Source organism: Hamadaea tsunoensis DSM 44101 (genome assembly GCF_000428945.1).
Taxonomy (GTDB): domain Bacteria; phylum Actinomycetota; class Actinomycetes; order Mycobacteriales; family Micromonosporaceae; genus Hamadaea; species Hamadaea tsunoensis.
On sequence record NZ_AUAX01000004.1, the window covers coordinates 436,404 to 456,399 of the forward strand.

Consider the following 19,996-nt stretch of genomic DNA (forward strand, 5'->3'; position numbering starts at 1 on the left):
TGGACTCCAGCGAAAGGCAGAGGTGGGTCAGGGCAGGGTGTAGGCCGGGCGTACGCCGATCTCGGCCATCGCGGCCCGGTAGCGCGCGTACGCCCGGCGGGCCTCCCCGTGCTGGCCGCCCGCGGTCCGGGCCTCGACGAGTGCCTGGTGGCCGCCTTCGTCGTACGGGTCGACGGCCAGCAGCCGCAGCAGGTACCCCACCGCCGACGCGGGGTCGCCGAGCGCCCGGCTCGTCTGGGCCAGCATCCGCAGCGCCCCCAGGTACGCCGTGCGGGCCTCTTCGCGCAGCGCGGCGGCCCAGTCGGCGTACGGGTCGTCGGCGAACACCTCACCGCGGTACCGCCGGTCGGCCGCGGCGAGCAGCGCGTACGCCTGGGCGACCGCGCCCCGGTCCCGCAGCCGGCGGGCGTGCCCGACGTCGGCCAGGAACTCCTCGACGTCGATGCCGACCCGGGTCGTGTCGAGGGCCACGCTCGCCAGGTCGGCGACGACGTAGTGGTCGGCCGGCAGCACGCGCTCGGGATCGAGGACCGCCCGCACGATCGAGAGCAGCACGGACAGCCGGTGGCCGGTCGGGCCCGCATCGTCGCCGGGCCAGAGCAGCTCGCACAGTTCCTCCCGCGGCACCGGGCGGCCCCGACGGGCGACGAGCATGCCGAGCAGGTCGCGGGCCTTGCGGGACTTCCACTGTCCAGGTGGGACGGACGCGCCGGCGACCACGACCTCGAAACGGCCGAACGCGTGCAGGGCGACCGCCGCACCGTCGCCGGTCCGTCCTGTCGGGACGCTCACCCCGGCGGCCGTCAGCGTCTCGGCTCCCAGCAGGGCGTTCAGCCGGTCGTCGGTGTCGGCGGCGGGCAGCGTACCGAGGCGGCAGGCGATCCGGGCGGCCTCGACGGCGGCGCCCGCGGCGGCCCAGATCGCGTACGCCTCCCGGAGCGCGGCACGCCGCCGGGCCGGGTCGGTGTCGGCGGCCGCCCGCAGTTCGAGCGCCTCGGCGAGCCCGGCCCGGTCGGCGGCCGTCCGGGCGGCGGCCGCGGCGTCGTCGGCGTACCCAGCCGCGGCCCGGCCTTCGCCGCAGTGCAGTTCGATCCAGCCCCGGGCGAGCAGCACCCCGGTCGCCGCCGGGGCCAGCGAGGCGCAGCGGTCGGCGGCCTTCGCCGCGGCGGCCTGGTCCTCGGCGGCCAGGGTCCGGGCCAGTCCGGCGTACGCGTCGACGAGCACCTGGTGGTTGCCCGCCTCCTCGGCCAGCTGGGCGGCCTGCTCGTACGCCGCCCGGGCCTGTTCGGTCCAGCCCCGCCGCCGGCTCACCTCGCCGAGTCCCAGCTGGGCGGCGGCCGACCGGCGCGACCCCATGCGGCGGCACGACGCCAGCGCCCGCTCGTACTGCGCGACGGCCGCGTCGTAGGCGCCCGTCATCGTCAGCGCGTCGCCCTCGTTGCACAGCGCGATCGAGCGCAGGTTCGCGTGCCCGGCCGCGGTCGCGCACCGCTCGCTGTCGCGGGCCGCGTCGAGCGCCTCGGCGTACCGCGCCTCCCGCAGCAGCCGGTACGTGTGGGTGACCAGGATGCGGGCCCGCAGGACCACCTCACCGCAGCGTTCGGCGATCGCGAGCGCCTGCACGAGCAGTTCCTCCGTCTCCGGCGCCGGTCCGGCCACTTCGGAGCACAGGGCCAGGCTCACGTACGCGGTCGCCAGCGCGACGTCGTCGCCGGCCGCACTCGCCAGGGCGACGGCCCGCCGGGCGGTGACGGTGGCCTCCTCGAGTTCGCCCAGCTGCAACCGGGCGGCGGCCGTCCACGCCGCGAGCAGCGCACCGTCCGCCCCGGACCCGGTGTCCGCGCACGTGCCGAAGGTCGCCAGGGCCCGCCGGGCATCGCCGCGCAGGTACCAGACCAGCCCGCGCCGCCAGGCCAGCCCCGCGTCGACCGGCCCCTCGACCGCCGCGTACGCGTGTTCGGCCGGCAGCACCTGTCCGCGTACGCGCAGCGCGTCGCCGAGCAGGAGCAGCCGGGACCGGTCCAGCTCCTTGCGGGGCAGGCGGTCGAGGACGGCCACGATGTCGGCCGCGTACCCGGCCGCGAGGAGGGCCGGCCCGTCGGTGTCGAGGATCGCTGCGGCCCGCTCGTCGAGGTCGGCGGCGGCGTATCCGCGTACGGCGGCGATGGGCGGCCCGGCGAGGGTGAAGTAGTCGGCGGCGGCCGCGGCGACCCGGCGGCGGTGCCCGGCCGGTACGCCCCGGCGGACGATCTCGGCGACCACCGGCACCACGGCCCCGGCCACGATGACGCCCACCTCTTCCAGACCGCGCAGGATCCCGGGCGCGGCCGGGTGACCGAGGGCGGCGCCGAGGCCGGGCCCGATCGGCCCGGCGTCCACCAGATCGGCCAGCAGCGACCGCACCTGTGGCGGCAGCGGCCCGAGCACTTCCGCCGTCACGTACGCGGCCAGCGCTCCACCGGGATCGGCGAGCTGGCGTACCAGGAGATCGGGGTCGGGATCCCAGGCGGCGCAGGCGTCGGCGCTCAGCCGGACCAGCGCGGGCCAGCCGCCGGTGGCCCGCAGGACCGCGTCGGCGAGATCGGGGTCGGGCAGGCCGTGGTCGGCGAGCAGCGCGGCGGTCCGCCCGGCCGACAGCGCGAGCGCGGCGGGCCCGGTGACCGGCAGCCGTACGCCGGCGACGGGCGTGCGGCCGGCGAGCACGACGCGGACCGGCGGCAGCGCGGCGATCAGGCGGGCGAGCGCCGGCCCGGTCAGCGGCGGCAGATCGTCGACCACGACCGTACGCGTCCCGGCGCCGACGGCGACGTCCCCGGCGGCCAACTGCGCGCCGGTGCACCAGGCCACGTCCGGCCCGGGATGGCGGCGGCGCAGCAATGTGGTCTTTCCGTAGCCGGCGGCGGCGACGACCAGTTCCGCCGCCCGAATGCTCTCGTGCGCGGCGTCTTCCACGGATCGAGGTTGCGCCCGCCACTCGCATACGGCAAGACATCCCCCGAAAACCGACAGCCCGGCGCGTGCCATGCCGGGGCGGTGTTCGCGCCACCGCTAAGGTGATCCCGTGACCGGCCCGAGCGAGACCTCCGTCGAGACCAAGCCCTGCCTGCACTGCGGCAAGCCGGTTCCGCAACGGGCGGGCGCCGGGCGGCCGTTTCGCTACTGCCGCGACAACGACGGCGAGTGCCAGCGCGCCTCGCGCAACGCGCGCATGCGCCACCGCAACACGCCGGGCCTCGCCGGGCAGGTGGCCAAGGCCTTCGAGATCGCCGACCGGCTCGACCAGGTCGTGGAGACCCTGACCGAGGCGCTGGAGGCCGAGCTCTCCCCCGCCGGCGTCGAACGCCAGCTCGCCGAGGTCCGCGCGGCCACCGCCGCCGACATCGCCGCGGCCCGCGCGGAGGTCACCGCCGCCCACACCGAGACCCAGGCGGTACGCGCGCAGGCGCAGTCCGCGACGGCCGCGGCGGAGGCGGCCCGGCGGCAGGCCGAGACGGCGGCCGCCGAGGCACTGTCCCAACGCGACGCCGCGATCGCCCAGGCCGCCGCGGATGTGGCCACCGCCGACGCGGACGCGAACGAACGGGTGAGCGCCGCCCGGACCGAGGCCGCCGCGGCGCGTACCGAGGCGGAGACGGCGCGCGGTGCGGCCCGGGAGGCGACCGATGAGGCGGCCGCCGCCCGGGCGGAGCTGACCGCCGCCGTGGCCCGGGCCGCCGCCGACGTGGCCGCCGCCCGGCGGGAGGCCGACGCCGCCGTCGCCGCCGCGCACGCCCTGCGCGAGGAGTCCGTACGCGAACGCGACCGGGCCCGCGAGGAAGCGCGTACGGCCCGCGAACAGGCGACCGAGGCGCAGGCCGGGCTCCAGCGTTCCACGGTGGAGACCGAGCGCGCCGTGGCCGAGCTGTCCCGGGTGACCGGACGCCTCGCCGTCGCCGAGACGGAGCTGGGCACGGCCCGGGCAGCCGCGTCGGCGGCCGAGGAGAAGGCCGCCATGCTGGCGGCGCAGCTGGCCACGGCCGGCACGCACCTCGCCGCCGCGACGGCGGAACGCGACGCCGCCCACCGCGACGCGGAGGTGGCCCGCCGCGACGCCACGGCCGCCCAGGCTCAGGCAGCGCAGCTCGCCGAGCAGGTCAGCCAGCTGATCGCCGCGGTCTCCCGGCTCGGCACCCCGGCCCCCTCCGCCTGAGAACCGCCGGGGAACCAGCGGGCGGACGCGCGCGTCGAAGGCGGTCATGACCCGACGTCTGCTCGTTCCTGTGCTGCTCGGCGGCCTCCTGCTGGCCGGCTGCGGTCCCGAGACCGTCCCACCCGCGGCACCCGCCGCCCCCGCCGGTCCCGCGCCGGAACTGCGCCTGGTCGCGTACGACTCGTGTGAGCAGCTCGTCGATGATGTCCGGTCGGCCGCGAAGGCGAGCGTCCAGCCGTGGGGCCTCGGCGATCAGACGCTCACCTACCGGACCCTGAACGGGGCGGGGAAGACCACCGACCTGGCGGCCGTGCCCGGGGCGGCGCCCGGGGGCGACGTCGCGTACTCGGGGACGAACGTGAACGAGGCCGGCGTCGACGAGCCCGACCTGGTCAAGACCGACGGGCGCCGGATCGTCGTGGCGAACAAGGGCCGCCTGCGGGTGATCGATCCGCGGACGCACGCCGAGACCGGGTCGCTGCCGCTGGCGTACAACGCCGATCAGCTGCTGCTCAGCGGCGACCATGTGCTCGCCATCGGCGGTGACTCCGAGGTGCCGAACCTGGTCGACGTGCCGATGGTCAAGCGGCCCTACTTCCTGCGCGACACCGTCGTGCAGCTCATCTCCCTCACCGGTACGCCGACCGTCCTGTCGACCTACCGGATCGAGGCGTCCATGGTGGACGCCCGGCAGATCGGGTCGACGGCCCGGATCGTCGTCAAGAACGCGCCCCGGATCGTCTTCAAGCCGGACGCCCAGGGCAGCCGCCAGCAGCTCATCGCGGCCAACCGGAAGATCATCGACAAGGCGCCGCTGGAGGCGTGGCTGCCCGCGTACACGAGTGACGGGGTGACCGGGAAGGCGGACTGCGGGGACGTGACCCACCCGCCGAAGTTCAGCGGCGCCTCGCTGGTGAGCATCCTGAGCTTCGACCTGGGCGCGGACCGGCTCGGCGACGGCGCGGTGACCTCGGTCTTCGCCGACGCGCAGACCGTCTACGGCAGCGGGCCGAACCTCTACCTGGCGCACGACCAGCGCTGGCTCGGCGCGTCGGCGCAGCCGCGCACCGAGCTGTACCGGTTCGACGTGACCGGGCGCAAGCCGGTGTTCACGGCCTCCGGCACGGTGCCGGGCTGGCTGCTCAACCAGTACGCGCTCAGCGAGTACGACCAGGTCCTGCGGGTCGCCGCGACGACCGGGCAGCCGTGGACCGGCAACAGCTCCTCGTCGAGCGTCTACACGTTGAAGCAGGACGGCGGGAATCTGAAGATCGCGGGGACCGTCGGCGGACTCGGCAAGGGCGAGCAGATCTACGCCGTACGCTTCGTCGGCCCGCAGGCGTACGTGGTGACGTTCCGGCGTACGGACCCGCTGTTCACGATCGACCTGCGCGATCCGGCGCACCCGGCCGTCGCGGGCGAGCTCAAGGTCCCGGGTTACAGCTCCTACCTGCATCCGGTGGACGGCGGCCGGCTCATCGGGATCGGCCAGGACGCCACGGACAAGGGCGTCGCCACCGGTACGCAGATCTCCCTGTTCGACGTCGCCGACCCGGACAAGCCCGCGCGGCTGGCGCAGCTGACCCTCGGGTTCGGCTGGAGCGGGGCGGAGTACGACCCGCACGCGTTCCTCTACTGGCCGGACGCGCACCTGCTCGTGATCCCGGCGACGACCTACACGAAGGAGGGCCGGCCGGGCCCGGACAGCGGCGTCCTGCTGGTACGCGTCGGCGCCACCAGCCTGACCAAGCTCGGCTGGATCAAGCACGAGGACCCCGCCAGCAGCCAGTATCCGATCGAGATCCAGCGCAGCCTGGTGGTCGGCGACGAGCTCTGGACGGTCTCCGGCTCCGGACTGCTCGCCAGTACGCTCACCGGAAGCCGGATCGCCTGGATCCGTTGAGCGACCCTCCAGTAACGTTCGGGTGGTGACTGCGACCGCCGCGCGTACCCTTCTGGAACTGCTGCCGCCCCGAGGGACGGAGCCCGATCCGGACGACTTGATGGAGCGGTTCGAGCAGTACGCCACCGGCCAGGGCCTGACGCTGTACCCGGCGCAGTCCGAGGCGCTCATGGAGATCGTCACGGGCAGCAACGTGATCCTGGCGACGCCGACCGGGTCGGGCAAGAGCCTGGTCGCGGCGGCGGCGCACTTCTTCGCGCTGGCCAGCGACACCACGACGTTCTACACCGCGCCGATCAAGGCGCTGGTCAGCGAGAAGTTCTTCGCGCTGTGCCAGCAGTTCGGCGCGGCCAACGTCGGCATGCTCACCGGCGACGCCTCGGTCAACGAGGACGCGCCGATCATCTGCTGCACCGCCGAGATCCTGGCCAACCTGGCCCTGCGCGAGGGCGCGGACGCCGACGTCGGCCAGGTCGTCATGGACGAGTTCCACTTCTACGCCGAACCCGACCGCGGCTGGGCGTGGCAGGTGCCGCTGCTGGAGCTGCCGAAGTCGCAGTTCATCCTCATGTCGGCCACGCTGGGCGACGTGACCCGGTTCCGCGAGGACCTGACGCGGCGTACCGGGCGGTCGACGGCGGTCGTGGCCTCCGCGACCCGGCCCGTCCCGCTCGTCTACACCTACTCGCTGACGCCGCTGCAGGAGACCGTCGAGGAACTCCTGCAGACCCACCAGGCGCCGGTCTACATCGTGCACTTCACCCAGGCCCAGGCCCTCGAACAGGCCCAGGGCCTGATGAGCATCAACATGTGCACGCGCGCCGAGAAGGACGCGATCGCCGAGATGATCGGCAACTTCCGCTTCGCGGCCGGCTTCGGCAAGCAGCTGTCGCGACTGGTCCGGCACGGCATCGGCGTACACCACGCGGGCATGCTGCCCAAGTACCGGCGGCTGGTCGAACTGCTCGCCCAGGCGGGCCTGCTGAAGGTGATCTGCGGGACCGACACGCTCGGCGTGGGAATCAACGTACCGATCCGCACGGTCCTGTTCACGGCCCTGTCGAAGTTCGACGGGATCAAGCAGCGCCACCTGAAGGCGCGCGAGTTCCACCAGATCGCCGGGCGGGCCGGCCGGGCCGGGTTCGACACCCTGGGCCGGGTCATCGTGCAGGCGCCCGAGCACTCGATCGCCAACGAGCGCGCGATCGCCAAGTTCGCCGGCGACGCGCGCAAACTCAAGAGCTACGTGAAGAAGAAGCCGCCGGAGGGCATGGTCACCTGGGGGCAGCCCACCTTCGACCGGCTCGTCGCGGCCGAGCCCGAGCCGCTGACCTCCAGCTTCAACGTCACCCACTCCATGATCCTCAACGTCATCGAGCGCGGCGGCGACGTCTTCGGCAACCTGCGCCGGCTGCTCACCGACAACCACGAGACCCGCACCGCGCAGCTCAAGCACATCCGCAAGGCGTTCGCCATCTACAAGGCCCTGTCCGCGGCCGGCGTCGTCGAGCGCATCGAAGGCCCCGGCCTCCAGCTGCGCGTCACGCAGGACCTCCAGCTCAACTTCGCGCTCAACCAGCCCCTGTCGCCCTTCGCGCTGGCCGCGCTCGAACTGCTCGACACCCAGGCTCCGGCGTACGCGCTGGACGCCCTGTCGGTCATCGAGGCGACCCTGGAGAACCCCCGGCAGGTCTTGTCGGCCCAGCAGTTCAAGGCCAAGGGCGAAGCGGTCGCCCAGATGAAGGCCGACGGGCTCGAATACGACGAGCGCATGGCCCGGCTCGAGGACATCACGTACCCGAAGCCGCTCGCCGAACTGCTGGAGAGCGCGTACGAGATGTACCGCAAGGGGCATCCGTGGGTCAGCGAGCACGAGGTGGCCCCCAAATCCGTCGTCCGCGACATGTACGAGCGCGCGATGACGTTCACCGAATACGTCAGCTACTACGGGCTCGCCCGCTCCGAGGGTGTCGTGCTGCGCTACCTCGCGGACGCGTACCGGGCGCTGCGGCAGACGGTGCCGCCGGACGCGCGTACCGAGGAGCTGACCGATCTCATCGAGTGGCTCGGCGAGCTCGTCCGGCAGGTCGACTCCAGCCTGCTCGACGAGTGGGAGCAGCTGCGCAACCCGAACCTCGACGAGAAGCCCGGCCCGCTGGAGGAGCGCGTACGCGCCGTCACGGCGAACACCCGCGCGTTCCGCGTACTGGTCCGCAACGCGCTGTTCCGCCGGGTCGAGCTGTTCGCGCTGCGCCGCCTGGCCGACCTGGAGGAGCTCGATCCCGAGTTCGACTGGCGGGACGCGCTGGAGGCGTACTTCGAGGAGCACTACGAGGTCGGCATCGACGGCGACGCGCGCTCGTCGGCCCTGCTGCTCATCGAGGAGAAGCCGGGCCTGTGGGAGTGCCGGCAGATCCTCGACGACCCCGACAACGACCACGACTGGGCGATCACCGCCGAGGTCGACCTCGCCGCGTCCGACGAGGCCGGCGCGGCGGTGCTGAAGGTCCTGGCCGTCGACCGCCTCTAACCCGCCGTCGCCCCCCCCTTTCCCGACGATCTTGCGCGAATGTCCGGGCCTTTCGGGCATGCCGGACGAAAATCGGGGCATTCGCGCAAGATCGTGGGGAGGGGACGGGGCGCGATCGTCGGGAGGGGACGGGGCGCGGCGGCGGCTCGTCAGCGGGTTGCGCCGAGCGTCGCCAGCGCTTGGAGGGTCGCGTACGCACGCCATTCGAGTTCGGCCGCCGGGCTGTAGGCCGGGAAGCCGACCGTCCAGCCGCCGTCGGGCTGCTGACCGGACGCCAGCCGGCGCAGGTCGGCCTCGACCGACTCAGGGGCGAACGCAGCGCGTACCGCCGTGCCGGGCCGGGGGGTGAAGTCGAGCAGGTGCAGCCCCTCACCGGGCGCGCCGCCGGCCACGGGGGTCAGCCCGTCCTGGACCACGTGCCGGACGAGGCGGTCGATCAGGGTCCGGGCGCGCGGCTGGTCACCGATCTCGTCGAGGAAGTGCAGCGCGAACATCACCTCGTACGCGTGCGGCTCGTCCGGCAGCCGCTCGATGGCGTCCAGGCAGTACGCGGTCGCCCGCGACAGCCACAGCTGACCGGCCACCTCCCGCCGCCCCCGCGCCACCCGGTACGCCTGTGCCGCCAGCTGGGCGGTCATCTGCAACGAGGACACGGCCGGGTCGGCGGCCACCCAGTGCGGGGCGCAGCCCTCGACGTCGGTGAACGGGAGTCCGAAGGGGACACCGCCGTCCGCCAGGGTGTAGCGGGCCAGCCAGTCGCACAGCTCGACCGGACGCGTACCGGCGTCGGGGATCTCGGACAGGACCTCCAGGGCGTGCATGGCCGCGACCGGCTGGCTGGTCGCGGACCGGAGATCGGGCTCCAGCCCCCACCCGTAGCCGCCATCGCCGTTGCGGTACGCGTCCAGCGCGGCCAGGACCCCGTCGGCCGGACCACGGCCCAGCAGCAGGTCGAGGCGGCGGCGTTCGAGGATCCGGCCGTGGGTCGCGACGAAGGAGACGGCGGCGTCGAGATCGGGCGTCATACTCGTATTGTTCGCCGCCGAACCGCCGGCACCCGCGTAACCGCCGGCACCCGCGTAATCGGCGTGACCAGCGTGACCGGCGACGCTGCTGATCCGGTCGACCAGGTCCTGGGCCGTCCGGGCGTTCGACGGTTCCGAGGTCTGGGCGACGTCGAGCAGCGCCTCGCGGGCGTCGGCCAGCGCCGCCAGCATGACCTGCTGCTCGGCGAGCCAGTCCGGCCCGGCCGGGTCGGTCTCCGGCTCCAGCTCGGCCAGGGCCTCCAGGAGGCCGAGCGCGGCCGCCCGGGCGGACTCCGCCGGCTCGACCATGATCCACCGGGCCAGGTACGGGACGATGTACGGGGCCGCCTCGGCGTACATGCCGTCGTGGACGACCTCGTCGGAGATCAGGCGGATGATCCGGCGGTAGTCGGCGGGTTCGGCGGTCTTCGTCACCAGGGCCGTCAGCAGGTCCGGCACGGCGGACGCGCTCTCGCCGGGCCGCGCGCCGCGCAGCGATCGCCAGGGCACAGTGGACAGATCACGAAGGATCCAGTCGCGGGTCTCGGGGTCCAGGCGCACGCTCACGACACCATGATCCACGGATCGCTCCCCCTGTGCAGTCCCGCGTTCGTGGCGGGTGGTGCTTGGATGGTCGAGTGTCCTTCCCGATTCTGATGCACACCGCGATCGACGCCACCGACGTCCGCGGGCTCGCCGAGTTCTACCGGCGGTTCCTCGGGCTGCGCTACCGGCCGGGCGACGAGCCGCCGGCCGAGGGCCCCGACGACGAGGGCTGGCTGGTGCTGGTCGACGACGCCGGCAACCGCGTCATCGCCGTCAACCACGTCCGCGAGCTCGCCCCGGCCACCTGGCCGTCCGACGAGGTGCCGAAGCAGATGCACCTGGATTTCCGCGTACGCGATGTGGAAGAGCTGGAGGTGCAGCGGCAGCGGGCCGAGGAGCTCGGCGCGACGGTCCGCTACGACCGGACGGCCGACGAGGGCGAGCCGCTGTACGTGCTCGCTGACCCCGCCGGCCATCCGTTCTGCCTACTCGTCGCCGGCCACTGACACGGCGGGGACCGGTGCCGGGGTCCGCCGCCGGGTCAGGGAGACGATCAAGCGGGCGATCAGGGGCCCCGAGACCGCGAGGATCAGCACGTACGCGGCGGCCAGCGGCCCCAGTTCCGGGTTGATCCCGGCGGTGACGGCCAGGCCGGCGATGACGATGTTGAACTCGCCGCGTGGCAGGAGGGCCGCTCCCGCGCGCAGCCGGCCGAGCCGGGCGACCCCGGCCCGCCGCGCCGCCCACCAGCCGGTGGCGAGCTTGGTGAGGATGCCCACGCCGGCGAGCGTGACGGCGACGCCCGCCACGGGCGGAAGGTTCCGCGGATCGGTGTGCAGGCCGAAGAAGACGAAGAACACCGCCGCGAACAGGTCGCGCAGCGGGCTGATCAGCTGGCGCGCGGTGTGCGCCAACGGTCCGGACAGGGCGATGCCCACGAGGAACGCGCCGACGGCCGCCGAGACCTGCAGCGCCTGGGCCAGACCGGCGACCAGGACGGTGAGGCCGAGCACCTTGAGCAGCAGGACCTCCTCGCTGGGCGAGGCGACCAGCCGCTCGACCAGCCGGCCGAACCGCAGCGCGATGACGAGGATGACGGTGATCGTCCCCGCCGCGACGGCCAGCGTCAGCGCCCCCGCCAGCAGGCTCACCCCGGCCAGCAGCGCGGTGAGGATCGGCAGGTAGACCGCCATGGTGAGGTCCTCGAAGACCAGCAGCGACAGCACCACGGGCACTTCCCGGTTGCCGAGCCAGCCGAGGTCGGACAGCACCTTGGCGGTGATGCCGGACGAGGTCACGTAGGTGATGCCGCCGAGGGCCACCGCCGCGACCGGTCCCCAGCCGAGCAGCAGCGCCGCGACGACACCCGGCGCAGCATTGAGCAGCAGGTCGACCACGCCCGCCAGGGCGTTCGTCCGCAGCGTGCCGACCAGTTCCGGGGCCGTGTACTCCAGCCCGAGGGTGAACAGCAGCAGGATGACGCCGATCTCGGCGCCGGTGGCGGTGAACTCCTGGCTGGTGGTCAGCGGCAGGATCCCGCCGTGCCCGAACGCCAGGCCGGCCAGCAGGTACAGCGGGATGGGCGAGATGCTCCAGCGCAGGGAGAGCGCGCCCAGCAGGCCGAGGGCAAGGATGATCGCGCCGATCTCGATCAGCGTGACAGCGGTGTGCACGGGCGCCTCAGCCGCGGGTGAAGATCTCGGCGGCGGATGCCGTCCCGTCCGCGGTACCCACGGCGACGACCAGATCACCTGCCTCGAACCGGAAGTCGGGGCGGGGGCTCGCGGACACCTCGTGATCGCGGATGACGGCGACGATCGACGCGCCGGTACGCGTACGCACGCGGGCGTCGCCCAGGGGCCGGCCGGCGTACGGGGAGCCGTCGAGGATCTGCACCTGGATCGTGACCAGCCCGGTGACCTGCCGCTGCAGCTCCGTCAGCCGCTCGACGATCCGGGCCGTCCCGAGCAGTTCGGCGATGCCGTTGGCCTCCTCCGCGGTCAGCGTCAGGATCGCGGCGGTGGTGTCCGGGTCCCGCCGGTCGAACACGACGATGTCCCGGCGCCCGTTGTGGTGGGAGACGACGGCGGCCCGCTGTCCGCGAGTGGTCTGGAACTCGTGTCGCAGCCCGATACCGGGCAGGGCCGTACGCTCGACGTCCACCAGTCGTCCGCCTTCCATCTTCTCCGATACGCGGCCTTCTCCGGCACGCAGCCTGTCTCCGACACGCTGTCGGAGCGGCTTCGAGCGTGCCGGGATCATGTGGCGGGATACGCCCGGAACCATGACAGTTGCGTGACAAGCCACCCGGTACGCTCATGATCATGGCGGACTGGGAACTGCGACCGGCCACGGCGGCGGATCTGGAACCACTGGCGGCGATGCGGGCCGTCGTGATGCGGCCCGACCTCGAACGGCTCGGCCGCTACGACCCCGTCTACGTACGCCAGCGGCTGCGCGACGCGTACCAGCCGGAGCACACGTGGATCGTCGAGGTCGCCGGGGAGTTCGCGGGATCGGTCGCGCTGCGGCCCGCCGCGGACGGCACCCGCTGGCTGGAGCACTTCTACCTGGCCGAGTCTGCCCAGGGCCGGGGCATCGGCGGGGCGATCCTGCGCGAGCTGCTGGCCGGCTGCGACCGCGACGGCGTCGACGTGCGGCTCAACGTCCTCACCGGCAGCCCGGCGCGGCGGCTGTACGAGCGGCACGGCTTCGTCGCGGAGTCCGAGGACGAGGTCGACGTCTTCATGCTGCGCCGCGCATCGTCCTGACCCCGCCCCGCGTCGTCCTTACCCGCCCCGGATCGTCCTGGCCCGCCGGATCAACCGCGCCGGCGGCTGATCCGGCTGTGCAGCAGCAACGTGGTCAGCGGCGCGTCGACGGGCGGCCGAAAGGTCATCGAACCGTCCGGCCGGCCGCACACGAAGGCGTACGCGCCAGGGACACGTCGGCGGCGCGGCTCGACGACCGGCAGCGTACGCGTGAACGCGAGGCGTACCTCCCCGCTGCCGTCGTCGACCTCGGCCACGTACGCGCCCCGGTCGTCGCGCAGGACGCACAGCCAGGAGCCGTCGACGAGGGCCGCGTCGGCGTGCCGCCATCGGCGTACACCGGGGCCGGGATGGGGAACCGCGGAGACGGCGAGGACGAGGGCGCGCTGGCGGGTGAGCCGGGGCGCGGCCGGGCGCGGCGCGAGGGCCTGGGCCAGCGAGTGCAGCAGGTGGCGGGCGAGGTCAGGCAGCCGCATCGTCCGTCTCCGTACCGAGGTGGCCGCCGGCGATCTGGGCGAAGTCGGCGTCCGCTTGGAGCGGGGGCAGCGGGTCGTCGGGGTCGAGCGGCGGCGTGACGTAGAGCACGCGGTCCACCCGGGCCAGGCTGAGGTTGCGCCGCAGCCGCTCGGACGGTGAGCGCAGCGTGAGCTGGGCGCCCTGCCGCGCGGTCTGCCGGTGGACCTCCACGAGCAGGCCGATCGCGGCGGCGCCGAGGTTCTCGCAGCCGGCCAGGTCGACGACGATGCGCTCGGGCCGCAGCTGCAGCGCGTCGTCGAGCAGCGCGGACAGCCGGGAGACACCACCCAGGTCGAGGTCGTGCGTGACGACCACCTCCACCACCGCGACCATCCGCCACCTCCTTGGTGATCTCCCCGATACGATCTCCCCGAGAGTCCGTCCGGCATGTGGTGGTCGTGGCCCGGGTTCATGACAGTTTCGTGACAGGTTCGCGATCCGGGTCGCATCGGGCCGCCGCCGGTGGCAGGGCACGCGCTCGCCGGGCATGATTCACCGGTGGCATCCGTGCTGGTGATCGAGGACGACGACCGCATCCGCACGTCCCTGGAGCTCGCTCTGGAGGACGAGGGGTACGCGGTCCGCGGCGCCTCGTCCGCCGAGGAGGGCCTCGCCCTGCAGCGGCAGGAGCCGGCCGACACGGTGCTGGTCGACCTCATGCTGCCCGGCCTCGACGGCTTCGACGCCATCCGGGAACTGCGCCGGGGCGACGACGTGCCGATCGTGGTGGTCAGCGCCCGGTCCGACACGCACGACATCGTCGCCGCGCTGGAGGCGGGGGCCGACGACTATCTCGTGAAGCCGGTCGCGGTGAAGGAATTGTCGGCCCGGCTGCGCGCGCTGCGCCGGCGGGCCCGAGCGGCCGCCGCCGCGATCCCCGGTCTGGTCTTCGGCGACCTCGAAGTCCGCCCCCTCGCCGGTGAGGTACGCCTCGCCGGGCAGCCGGTGTCCCTGACGCGTACGGAGTTCCGGCTGCTGTGCGAGTTCGCCGAGCACCCGGGCCTGGTCCTGTCCCGCCAGCAGCTGCTCGAACGCGTCTGGGAGTACGACTTCGGCGACGAGCGGCTGGTCGACGTGCACGTCGGCCGGCTGCGCCAGAAGATCGAGACCGAGCCCGGCAACCCCCGCTACCTCGTGACCGTCCGCGGTCTCGGTTACAAGCTGCAGCGATGAGACGCCCGGGCCTGCGCACGAAGGTGACGGCCGGGTTCGCCGCCGGCGCGCTGATCATCTGCTCGGCCATGGGCATCCTGTCCTACGACCTGACCCGGCGTTCCCTGGTCAACACGCGCGAGCGCGCGGCGATCCGGGCGGCGTACTTCGACGCGAGCGTGGTGCAGGCGAACCTCACCGGCGCCCCGGCCGACAACGCCCAGGAGGTGCTGCGCTCCCTCGACACGGGCACCACCCGGCACGCCGTGCTCTACCAGGACGGCCGCGCGTACGCCCGCAGCGTCGACATCGGCTTCACCAGATCCATCCCGGCCGCCCTCCGCGCGACCGTGGCCGGCGGGCAACCCGCGGTGCAGCGTGTGCGTACGGAGACCGGCGCCGCCATCGTCATCGGCATCCCGCTGCCCGACGGCACGCAGTTCTACATCATCGACTCGCTGCAGGAACTCGAACGCACCCTGCAGATCCTCGGCCTCGTGCTCACCCTCGTCGCCGCCGGCATGACCGCCGCGGGCGCGGGCACCGGCATCTACGCCACCCGCCGCGTCCTGCGCCCGCTCACCTCGGTCACCGCCGCCGCCCGCGAGATCGCCGCCGGGGACCTCGCCGCCCGCCTCGACCCGGCCGCCGAGCCCGAGCTGGAACAGCTCAGCACCTCCTTCAACCACATGGTCGGCGAGCTGGCCAGCCGCCTCGAACGCGACCGCCGGTTCGCCGCCGACGTCAGCCACGAACTACGCTCGCCGCTGCAGACCCTGGCCGCCGCGGTCAGCGTCCTCGAACGCCGCCGCGAACACCTCGACGAGCGCTCCCGCCGCGCGGTCACCCTCATCAGCGGGGAGGTCGACCGCTTCCAGCGCCTGGTCACCGACCTGCTCGAACTCGCCCGCGGCGACCAGCCCGCCGACCTCCAACCGGTCGACATACATGATCTTGTACGCCAGGTGTGCCGCTCCCGATCCCTTCCGTCCTCGGTGTTCGCGCCTGCCGGCTCCGCCGCTACCGCAACTGACGCGGCGCTTTACCCGGCCGCAGGCTCCGGCGCGGTTGCGGCTGCAGCTGCAAAGTCCGGCGCGGGAGCGGCTGCGGCTGCGAAGTCCGGCACGGCTGCGGCTGCGAAGTCCGGCGCGGGAGCGGAGCCGGACGTGGCGGAGCCGGACGAATCTTGGCTGGTGGACCGGCGCCGGATCGAGCAGGTGCTCGCCAACCTGATCGACAACGCCGACCGGCACGGCGGCGGCCCCACCGCGATCCGCCTGAGGTCGACCGCCACCGAACACGTCATCGAGGTCGACGACGAGGGTCCCGGCGTACCGCCCGCCGACCGGGAGCAGATCTTCAGTCGGTTCGTCCGGGGGCGTACCGCCGGCGCCCGCCGCGACACCGACGGCACCGGCCTGGGCCTCGCGATCGTCGCCCAGCACGCGGCCGCGCACGGCGGTCAGGCCGAGGTCCTCGACCGGCCCGGCGGAGGCGCCCGGTTCCGCGTCACCCTGCCGAGGCGCCCGTGAACCGCCGTCTTCTCGTTCTCCTGGCGGCCCTGCTCGCGCTGGCCGGATGCGGCGTACGCCCGGAGACCGAACCGCGCCCGATCAGCCCGCCGCACGGGCCGTTCCAAGCGCTGGCCTCCCCCACCCCGGCGACCGACCCGACCGGCGCGATGCCGGAGACCCTCTACCTGACCAAGGACGGCCTGCTCGCCCCCGTCGTACGCCACCTCGCCCAGACCCCGAGCGTCCAGGAACTCGTCACCGACCTGGTCGCCGGACCGTCCACAGCGGAACGGAACAAGGGCTACGGCAGCGCCTTGGTCGGCACCAACCAGGTCGGGACCGTGACCGTCGAAGGCGGCTACGCCATCGTCGAGATCACAGTCCCGGTCGAGGGCACGGTACGCAACGACGAAGTCCTCGCGTACGGGCAGCTCGTCTGTACTCTCACGACGCAGCCGGGGGTGACGGCGGTCAGTTTCCGGTCCGGTGGGGAGACGGTGAAGGTGCCCCGGGGGGATCTGTCACTGTCGGACCTGCCGTTGACGAGGGCGGATTACGCCGACCTCATCGACACGAAATAGGACGCCTCGGTCTGCCCAAAAGCCTCGTTTGGATGCAGACTTAATCTTGACGGATGTTGGGAAAGAAACATCACTCTGGCCGACGTGACATCACTTTCTGGACATCCATCAAGATCCACACTTGACGGCACTGGGATGGCCTCCTGATCGAGAGCTCAGTATCGCCCCAACGCCGCAATCCGCTTGACGTCAGTCGACGTAGCGCGCACTCCATTGCTGCGCCACGCCGCGCAGAGACGGAAATCTGTCGGCAACATCGTTCATCAAATTAACCAATTCGGACATCGAGTCGGCCGGAGCGACCTCGGTTATGTTAAGCGCGACTTCGGCCTTGTACTCATCTCCGGTGCGGAGCCATTCGCGAGTGACCTTCTCGATCTCCGATCCATTGTCTTCCATCATCCAAGAAAGTCTCGTAAAGAGGTCGGAGAACGCGGTTGCCGGAAGATTGGGAGCTCGACCGTCTACAAGAAAATTCATGACGCCATCCATATCTAACGCCATCTCAAACCCTCCTATAGGTAGTCGTAACCGTCTCGTCATTAGGAGAGATCGGCGAGCCATTCGTTCCCTACAGTTTTTCTATAGCGGCGATGTATACGCAGCGTGGCCACATGGCCGACAAACCACTGTGGACATAGGAGATCAAGGGCGCGCCAGCCGAACCGCCACCTCGACCGCCTCCTCGGGCGTGGCCACCTCGACAACACCGGTCACCGGATCGCCTGCGGCATCGGTCATTCGCCAGCCGCCGAGCGATACGACCGGCGTACCGCCGCGTATGGCGAGGGCCACTTCGGACAGTGTGCCCCACGATCCACCTACGACGATCACCACGTCGCCGGAACGCACGATGATGGCGTTCCGCGCTTCGCCGAGGTTCGTCACGATCACCGCGGACAGATCGGGCGCCGCGTCCTCTTTGTCACCACCGGGGCGTACGCCGATGACGAAACCGTTGTGGGAGCGGGCTCCTTCGGTGACGGCCTCCATCACGCCAGGACCGCCGCCGCAGATCACGATCGCTCCGGCGTCGGCGAGGAGGCGGCCGATGGTGCGGGCGGCTTCCGCTTCGGCCGGCGTACACGCGCTGGGGCCGCAGACGGCGACCTGGAGTGGCATGGGGAGAGCGTAACGCAACTCGGGGTTGCATGATGCAAGCACCACCGGTTACCGTGAGGCCCGGTAGCACTTGCATCACGCAAGTGCCGTAAGAAGGGATCCCCCATGGCCACCGTCGCCGACAGCACGATCCTGATCACGGGCGCCAACCGCGGCATCGGCCGCGCGCTGGTGGACGAGGCGCTGGCCCGCGGCGCCCGCCGGGTGTACGCCGGCACGCGTACGCCGTTCACGCACAGCGATCCCCGGGTCGTACCGCTGACCCTCGAAGTGACCGACGCCGACGCGGTACGCGCCGCCGCCGAGACGATCCCGGAGCTGGACATCCTGGTGAACAACGCGGGCATCGCCCAGTTCGACGATCTCAGCGACGCCGCGACGATCCAGCGGCACCTGGACGTCAACCTGTTCGGCCCGCACACCGTCATCCACGCCTTCCTGCCGCAGCTGACGGCCGCGAAGGGCGCGATCGTCAACAACCTCTCGATGAACTCCCTCGCACCGATCCCGTTCGTGCCGGCGTACTCGGTGTCGAAGGCGGCCGCGTTCTCGCTGACCCAGTCGCTGCGCGCGCTCCTGGGCGGCCGGGACGTCTCGGTGCACGCGGTCCTCACGGGCCCGGTCGACACCGACATGTCGCGCGAGTTCCAGGTGCCGAAGGCCACCCCGGCGGCCGTCGCCCAGGCGATCTTCGACGGCGTCGAGAAGGGCGAGGAGGACATCTTCCCCGACCCGCTGTCCGCGCAGTCGGCGGACGGCTGGCGTACGAGCGGGATGAAGGCTCTGGAGCGCGAGTTCGCCGCGCTCGCGAGCTGACCGACGCCAGGCCCCGGCGGAGAGGCGCGCCCTCTCCGCCGGCTGGCTGAGATTCAGGTGTACGCAGTATGTTGGCTTCCTGATCGACCGACCAGCGGATCGACCGACCAGCGGGAAGCCGAGGGATGTTGAAGATCCGGGCCGTGCCGGAGGCCGGGCTGGCCCAGGAGGAGATCCGACGGCGCAACCTCGGCGGGTTGCTGCGGCACGTGCACCTGGGCGGTCCGGCCTCCCGGAGCGCGCTGGCCGAGCGGATGGGCCTCAACCGCAGCACGATCATGGGTCTGACGGCCGAACTCGCCTCCGCGGGACTCGTCCGCGAGGAGCTGCCCGACGACACCGGCGGTTCGGCGGGCCGTCGCTCACTGGTGGTACGCCCCGAATCCGAACGCATCTACGTGCTCGCCTTCGATGTGGCCGTCGACCGGCTCACGGCCGCCCGCGTCGGTCTGGGCGGGCGCGTCCTCGACCGCCGTTCCGCGCCGCGTACGCGGGCCGGCGCCGATCTCGCGTACGTCGTCGAGACGCTGGCCTCGCTCGGCCGCGACCTGCACGGGGCGGCTCCGCGGGACGCCCGGTGCGCCGGGATCGGGGCCGCCTACTGCGGCATGATCCGCCCCGGCGATGGCATGGTCCGCTACGGTCCCGACATGGGCTGGGTCGACCAGGCCTTCGGCACCGAACTCGGCCGGCGGCTCGGGCTCGGCCTGCCGGTCGCCGTCGGCAACGAAGCCCATCTCGGCGCCCTGGCCGAGTACGCGCGCGGCGCCGGGGTCGGCGTACCGAATCTGATCTACCTGCACGGGGACGTCGGTGTGGGCGGCGGCATCATCGTCGGCGGTGAACTGCTCGGCGGCGACGGCGGGTACGGCTGCGAGCTCGGGCACATGATCGTCAACCCGTTCCAGGGCCGGCGCTGCCTGTGCGGCTCGGCCGGCTGCCTCGAAGCGGAGGCCGGCGAGCGGGCGCTGCTCGACGAGGCCGGCCGCCCCGCCGGCGAATACGGCCGCGACGCCGTACGCGCCGTCGCCGAGGCGGCCCGCGCCGGCGATCCCCGGGCTCAGCACGCCGTCGAAGTGATCGGCGACTGGCTCGGCATCGGCGTCGCCAATCTGATCAACCTGTTCAATCCCGGCGTCGTCGTCTTCGGCGGCATGCTCCAGGATGTCTGGCCGGCCGCCGCCGAGCACGTACGCCGCCGCGTCGCGCAGAACGTGCTGCCGGTGTCCCGGGAACGAGTCGCGCTGCGCGGCTGCGGGCTCGGTGACGACACGACGCTGATCGGCGCGGCGGAACTGGGCTTCGCGTCCCTGCTGTCGGCCCCCTGCTGA

Annotated in this window: 18 protein-coding genes; 10 read left to right on the top strand and 8 right to left on the bottom strand. The window is 72.6% G+C overall.

Annotated elements, in window-relative coordinates:
• Positions 1-27: 27 nt before the first annotated feature.
• Complete coding sequence (locus G401_RS52530; protein WP_027342337.1) at positions 28-2,952, bottom strand: BTAD domain-containing putative transcriptional regulator; 2,925 nt, start codon at positions 2,950-2,952, stop codon at positions 28-30.
• A 109-nt stretch (positions 2,953-3,061) separates the two neighbouring features.
• Here G401_RS52530 and G401_RS0109635 point away from each other — a divergent pair, with 109 nt between their 5' ends.
• The 3 genes from G401_RS0109635 to G401_RS0109645 all read left to right on the top strand — a co-directional run bounded on the left by G401_RS0109635 (position 3,062) and on the right by G401_RS0109645 (position 8,622).
• A complete protein-coding gene (locus tag G401_RS0109635) occupies positions 3,062-4,189 on the top strand; it encodes a hypothetical protein (RefSeq protein WP_027342338.1) in 1,128 nt (375 codons plus the stop codon).
• A gap of 46 nt (positions 4,190-4,235) precedes the next feature.
• A complete protein-coding gene (locus G401_RS0109640; RefSeq protein WP_027342339.1) occupies positions 4,236-6,092 on the top strand; it encodes a beta-propeller domain-containing protein in 1,857 nt (618 codons plus the stop codon).
• 100 nt (positions 6,093-6,192) lie between these two features.
• Complete coding sequence (locus G401_RS0109645; RefSeq protein ID WP_051366440.1) at positions 6,193-8,622, top strand: DEAD/DEAH box helicase; 2,430 nt, start codon at positions 6,193-6,195, stop codon at positions 8,620-8,622.
• A gap of 149 nt (positions 8,623-8,771) precedes the next feature.
• Here G401_RS0109645 and G401_RS57605 read toward each other — a convergent pair whose 3' ends face one another.
• A complete protein-coding gene (locus G401_RS57605; protein ID WP_245601669.1) occupies positions 8,772-10,214 on the bottom strand; it encodes a prenyltransferase/squalene oxidase repeat-containing protein in 1,443 nt (480 codons plus the stop codon).
• A gap of 71 nt (positions 10,215-10,285) precedes the next feature.
• Here G401_RS57605 and G401_RS0109655 point away from each other — a divergent pair, with 71 nt between their 5' ends.
• The gene (locus G401_RS0109655) at positions 10,286-10,699 is read left to right on the top strand and encodes a VOC family protein (RefSeq protein ID WP_027342342.1); all 414 of its coding nucleotides are present in this window, start codon (positions 10,286-10,288) and stop codon (positions 10,697-10,699) included.
• Here the strand turns inward: G401_RS0109655 and G401_RS0109660 are convergent.
• A complete protein-coding gene (locus G401_RS0109660) occupies positions 10,679-11,866 on the bottom strand; it encodes a cation:proton antiporter (protein ID WP_027342343.1) in 1,188 nt (395 codons plus the stop codon). The genes G401_RS0109655 and G401_RS0109660 overlap by 21 nt on opposite strands.
• A 7-nt stretch (positions 11,867-11,873) precedes the next feature.
• Complete coding sequence (locus G401_RS0109665; RefSeq protein WP_027342344.1) at positions 11,874-12,356, bottom strand: cation:proton antiporter regulatory subunit; 483 nt, start codon at positions 12,354-12,356, stop codon at positions 11,874-11,876.
• A 161-nt stretch (positions 12,357-12,517) separates the two neighbouring features.
• Between G401_RS0109665 and G401_RS0109670 the strand changes: the two genes are divergently transcribed.
• Positions 12,518-12,964 carry a GNAT family N-acetyltransferase gene (locus tag G401_RS0109670; RefSeq protein WP_027342345.1) on the top strand — a complete coding sequence of 149 codons (447 nt, stop codon included), beginning with the start codon at positions 12,518-12,520 and terminating at the stop codon, positions 12,962-12,964.
• A gap of 50 nt (positions 12,965-13,014) precedes the next feature.
• Here the strand turns inward: G401_RS0109670 and G401_RS44615 are convergent, their stop codons facing one another.
• On the bottom strand, positions 13,015-13,440 hold the full coding sequence (locus G401_RS44615; protein WP_034591050.1) for a hypothetical protein: 426 nt from the start codon (positions 13,438-13,440) through the stop codon (positions 13,015-13,017).
• On the bottom strand, positions 13,427-13,813 hold the full coding sequence (locus G401_RS52535) for an STAS domain-containing protein (protein WP_051366415.1): 387 nt from the start codon (positions 13,811-13,813) through the stop codon (positions 13,427-13,429). The genes G401_RS44615 and G401_RS52535 overlap by 14 nt, the downstream gene beginning before the upstream one ends.
• Before the next feature lie 165 nt (positions 13,814-13,978).
• Here G401_RS52535 and G401_RS0109680 point away from each other — a divergent pair, with 165 nt between their 5' ends.
• Genes G401_RS0109680 through G401_RS0109690 form a run of 3 tightly spaced genes read left to right on the top strand, consistent with a single transcriptional unit; the run spans position 13,979 to position 16,727 of the window.
• Positions 13,979-14,653 (top strand): response regulator transcription factor, encoded by a 675-nt coding sequence (locus G401_RS0109680; protein WP_027342346.1) that lies wholly within the window; start codon positions 13,979-13,981, stop codon positions 14,651-14,653.
• The gene (locus G401_RS0109685) at positions 14,650-16,164 is read left to right on the top strand and encodes a sensor histidine kinase (RefSeq protein WP_027342347.1); all 1,515 of its coding nucleotides are present in this window, start codon (positions 14,650-14,652) and stop codon (positions 16,162-16,164) included. Before G401_RS0109680 ends, G401_RS0109685 begins: the two co-directional genes overlap by 4 nt.
• Entirely contained in the window at positions 16,161-16,727 is a 567-nt protein-coding gene (locus G401_RS0109690; protein WP_027342348.1) for a GerMN domain-containing protein, read from the top strand. The genes G401_RS0109685 and G401_RS0109690 overlap by 4 nt, the downstream gene beginning before the upstream one ends.
• 189 nt (positions 16,728-16,916) lie before the next feature.
• On the opposite strand, the gene G401_RS0109695 is transcribed toward G401_RS0109690, so the two are convergent.
• Positions 16,917-17,207, bottom strand: a complete 291-nt coding sequence (locus tag G401_RS0109695; RefSeq protein WP_157545528.1) for a hypothetical protein — start codon at positions 17,205-17,207, stop codon at positions 16,917-16,919.
• A gap of 165 nt (positions 17,208-17,372) precedes the next feature.
• Positions 17,373-17,849, bottom strand: a complete 477-nt coding sequence (locus G401_RS0109700) for a TIGR00725 family protein (protein ID WP_027342350.1) — start codon at positions 17,847-17,849, stop codon at positions 17,373-17,375.
• A gap of 105 nt (positions 17,850-17,954) precedes the next feature.
• On the opposite strand from G401_RS0109700, the gene G401_RS0109705 reads away from it, so the two are divergent.
• Complete coding sequence (locus G401_RS0109705; RefSeq protein WP_027342351.1) at positions 17,955-18,665, top strand: SDR family NAD(P)-dependent oxidoreductase; 711 nt, start codon at positions 17,955-17,957, stop codon at positions 18,663-18,665.
• Positions 18,666-18,790: 125 nt separating this feature from the next.
• Positions 18,791-19,996 (top strand): ROK family transcriptional regulator, encoded by a 1,206-nt coding sequence (locus G401_RS0109710; RefSeq protein ID WP_027342352.1) that lies wholly within the window; start codon positions 18,791-18,793, stop codon positions 19,994-19,996.

What these genes read in the sequence shown, in the direction of transcription:
- G401_RS0109640 (WP_027342339.1), top strand. Translation starts at nt 4,236, where the DNA reads ATGACCCGACGTCTGCTCGTTCCTGTGCTGCTCGGCGGCCTCCTGCTG.
- G401_RS0109645 (WP_051366440.1), top strand. Translation starts at nt 6,193, where the DNA reads ATGGAGCGGTTCGAGCAGTACGCCACCGGCCAGGGCCTGACGCTGTAC.
- G401_RS0109670 (WP_027342345.1), top strand. Translation starts at nt 12,518, where the DNA reads ATGGCGGACTGGGAACTGCGACCGGCCACGGCGGCGGATCTGGAACCA.
- G401_RS44615 (WP_034591050.1), bottom strand. Translation starts at nt 13,440, where the DNA reads ATGCGGCTGCCTGACCTCGCCCGCCACCTGCTGCACTCGCTGGCCCAG.
- G401_RS52535 (WP_051366415.1), bottom strand. Translation starts at nt 13,813, where the DNA reads ATGGTCGCGGTGGTGGAGGTGGTCGTCACGCACGACCTCGACCTGGGT.
- G401_RS0109685 (WP_027342347.1), top strand. Translation starts at nt 14,650, where the DNA reads ATGAGACGCCCGGGCCTGCGCACGAAGGTGACGGCCGGGTTCGCCGCC.
- G401_RS0109695 (WP_157545528.1), bottom strand. Translation starts at nt 17,207, where the DNA reads ATGAATTTTCTTGTAGACGGTCGAGCTCCCAATCTTCCGGCAACCGCG.
- G401_RS0109700 (WP_027342350.1), bottom strand. Translation starts at nt 17,849, where the DNA reads ATGCCACTCCAGGTCGCCGTCTGCGGCCCCAGCGCGTGTACGCCGGCC.
- G401_RS0109705 (WP_027342351.1), top strand. Translation starts at nt 17,955, where the DNA reads ATGGCCACCGTCGCCGACAGCACGATCCTGATCACGGGCGCCAACCGC.
- G401_RS0109710 (WP_027342352.1), top strand. Translation starts at nt 18,791, where the DNA reads ATGTTGAAGATCCGGGCCGTGCCGGAGGCCGGGCTGGCCCAGGAGGAG.